This is a genomic window from Pseudomonadota bacterium, assembly GCA_039815145.1.
Taxonomy (GTDB): Bacteria; Pseudomonadota; Gammaproteobacteria; order Steroidobacterales; family JBCBZW01; genus JBCBZW01.
The window spans coordinates 1-2,626 of the sequence record JBCBZW010000271.1 but is presented as its reverse complement, the minus strand read 5'-3'; the positions used below and the strand labels follow the sequence as shown (position 1 = coordinate 2,626).

General features: G+C 66.4%; 4 protein-coding genes. 1 reads left to right on the top strand and 3 read right to left on the bottom strand.

Annotation, left to right across the window (positions count from 1 at the left end; all coding sequences use genetic code 11):
- Positions 1–560: hypothetical protein (locus AAF184_25635; protein ID MEO0425737.1), on the bottom strand; the 560-nt coding region annotated here is incomplete at its 3' end.
- Positions 561–574: 14 nt separating this feature from the next.
- Positions 575–1,087: a Rid family hydrolase gene (locus tag AAF184_25630; GenBank protein ID MEO0425736.1), complete on the bottom strand. Its 513-nt coding sequence runs from the start codon at positions 1,085–1,087 to the stop codon at positions 575–577.
- A gap of 199 nt (positions 1,088–1,286) precedes the next feature.
- On the opposite strand from AAF184_25630, the gene AAF184_25625 reads away from it, so the two are divergent.
- Positions 1,287–2,054: an SIMPL domain-containing protein gene (locus tag AAF184_25625; GenBank protein ID MEO0425735.1), complete on the top strand. Its 768-nt coding sequence runs from the start codon at positions 1,287–1,289 to the stop codon at positions 2,052–2,054.
- A 23-nt stretch (positions 2,055–2,077) separates the two neighbouring features.
- Here the strand turns inward: AAF184_25625 and AAF184_25620 are convergent.
- Positions 2,078–2,626: hypothetical protein (locus AAF184_25620; protein MEO0425734.1), on the bottom strand; the 549-nt coding region annotated here is incomplete at its 5' end.

Sequence of the window (2,626 nt, the reverse complement as noted above, 5' to 3'; positions counted from 1 at the left end):
GCCTCGATCGCCACCGGCTCATTGATGTTCGCCTGGTTGATGTAATAGACGAAACCGGAGAGGTATTGCTCGCCGTCGTTGTAGCGGATCTGGGCGTTGCGATCGGCCAGGAAGATATCGTTCTCGCGCACCTTGTCAACGGCTGCATAAGCCTGGGCGATCACCAACAACTCCTCGGCCGCCACCGTGGTCACCGCGCCCGAGTCGGTGGCGAGTTCGTAGGCGATGCTGGTGATGTCCGGTGTCCTGAACTCTGGAAGCTCCGACGGGAAGGTGCCCTCCTTCTTCAGCAGGTCGAGCCCGGCCAGGTAGCCCTCCAGCATCTTCGGCCGCACCGGCACCAAGGCCTCCAGTTGCGCCAGGTTCTGCGTGAGCTCGGCGCGGACCAGGTTGAGCGCCGCGTCCGCTTCGCGCTGCTCGCGCTGATCCTCGCGCCACTCGTCCACCACGAACGCCAACAACACGCTCAGGAAAATCGCGGCAGACTCCGCCAGCAGGCGCAGGAGATGGCCGCCTGCCTTCTCCTTCGGCACGTGCGCTGCACTGTTTTCTTCCGTCACTCGATCCGATCCCATCAGCGCGGCGCGTAGGCGACGACTTCTATCTCGACGATCCCACGCGGCGTGAACAAGCCCGTGGTGCCCACCGCCGTCCAGGCCGAATGGGGCTCACCGGCGTACTTCGCGCGCACCTCGGCGATCACCAAGGCCTGCTCGTCGATGGCGAGCGCCGTGTTGCGACCATCGAGCACGTGAAAGGTGTTGATCTTCACGACGTCCGCGAAGCTCGCGTCGGCCGTGCTCAGCACCGCCTCCAGGCGTTCGAACACGTTCGCGGTGCGCTCGGCAAAGCGCTCGCGGCCGATAGGCAGTTCGTCATCGGGCGTCGCGGCGATGATGATGCCGGACACGTGGACGAAATCGCCGGCGCGGATCGCGTGGGCGTAGTGCCAGGGGGAGTCGTAGCCGCTGCCCTCGCGGGGCACGGCGTCGCTGAAGGTGACGGAGCGACCGCCCTGCTCCACGGTCTGCGCCCAGCTCGCCGTTGCCAGGACCATGCCCCACATCAACAACATGCCTCTATTCATCGCGCTGCCCTCGTTGCTCACGACTAACCCATCCGGCGCCGGGCATCGTTAAGGACTATCAAGCCCTCCAACGAAAGGGCCAACGTCGCTGCAACGTCCACGGCGTCGGGCAGAAGCAGAATAGGATCAATGACTCACGATGGCGACCCCAGTACCCCATGTTCGGTCGGGTCGACCTCTTCAACCCCATGAGGTGACGATGAGAAACGTAGCCCGCACTGGCGGCCTGTGCCTGCTAGCGCTAGTTGCCTTCGGCGCGCACGCGGCGGAACTGCGTGGCACCCCGAAGGAGCTGCGCGATTACCTGCAGTCCGAGCGCACAGACGTGCGCGTTGTCGGCGAGTCGGAGATTGTGGCGTACACCGACACCGCGGTGGTGACGATCGTGGTGCGCACCAAGGAGAAGACCCTGAGCGCCTCCCTCGGCGCCAACCAATCCCTGCGTACCGCCCTCACGCGTGACCTGGAGGCGGCCGGCGTCGCCAAGGAGGCGATTCGCAGCACGGCCTTTTCCTCCTCGCCCACCTATCGGCTGTTCGGACGCAAGCCGAGCAGCTACGAGGTGGTGAATCGCCTGACGGTGAAAGTCGGTGATGAGGGTCAGCTGCAACGGGTGAGCACCCTCGTCGACGCGCGGGAGGAGTTCACGATCGGCGCCGTCGACTTCGAGGACAGCCGCGAGGACGCGCTCAAGCGCCAGGCAGATCTAGCGGCGCTGGACGACGCCCGCGAAGCCGCCCAGCAGTACGCGGACCGCTTGGGGCTAACCGTAGAACCGCGCGCCTTCACCTTCGAGGCCATTCGTATCCAAGCCTCGCGGGCGGCGATGGTGATGGAGGAAGCGGCGATGGCTGGGAGCAGTGCGGATAGCTACTCCCTCAAAGCCGATCGCGTGGCTCAGCCGACCAGCTTCGATGAGCGCACGTACCGTTCGCGGGTGACCGTCACCTTCGAAGTGGTGGACTGAGCGTTCGGCGCCCAGCGGCGCTCCTACCACGCGTCGACGCAGCCGCCGCCGTCGAACGCGTCCTGTGCGCCCGTCTCCGTGAGCCGTGTGAGACAGAGCCCCGCCGAGGCTTGATTAATGCCCTCGATAGGCCCGAGCACGACGAGCTCCGCGGGGCTCGCCAGCACCGTCTCAGCGGCGTAGCCCGGCGACAGGCCGCCCGACTCCCCGGTGCTCGCGGTGGCCATGTAGCGGCCGACAAACCCGTGTTCGTCCTCGAGCGTGACCCGACCTTCGTAGGGCAGTTTCATCAACAGCATGCTGCCGCGTAGCTCGGGGTTGAGGGAGCGTGTGCGACCGGTGACCACAAAGCCCCCGTCGGTGGGGGCGATGCTGTGCAGCAGGTCGCTGTGCGCCGGGTGATCCCACTGGGCGTGCCACTCGGTGCCCAGCGCCGAGTTCACCTTCACCGCCACGGCGCCGCCCTCGCTCGCAACATCGGCGCCGATGCGCCCGACGACGATCACGCCGTCGGCACTCGGCACCACGCCGGTGCCGCCGTCATGGTAGGACGCCATGATGCTGGCGCGCTC

Bases quoted from the DNA above. Each gene is read 5' to 3' on its own strand.
- AAF184_25630 (MEO0425736.1), bottom strand. From the start codon at position 1,087: ATGAATAGAGGCATGTTGTTGATGTGGGGCATGGTCCTGGCAACGGCG.
- AAF184_25625 (MEO0425735.1), top strand. From the start codon at position 1,287: ATGAGAAACGTAGCCCGCACTGGCGGCCTGTGCCTGCTAGCGCTAGTT.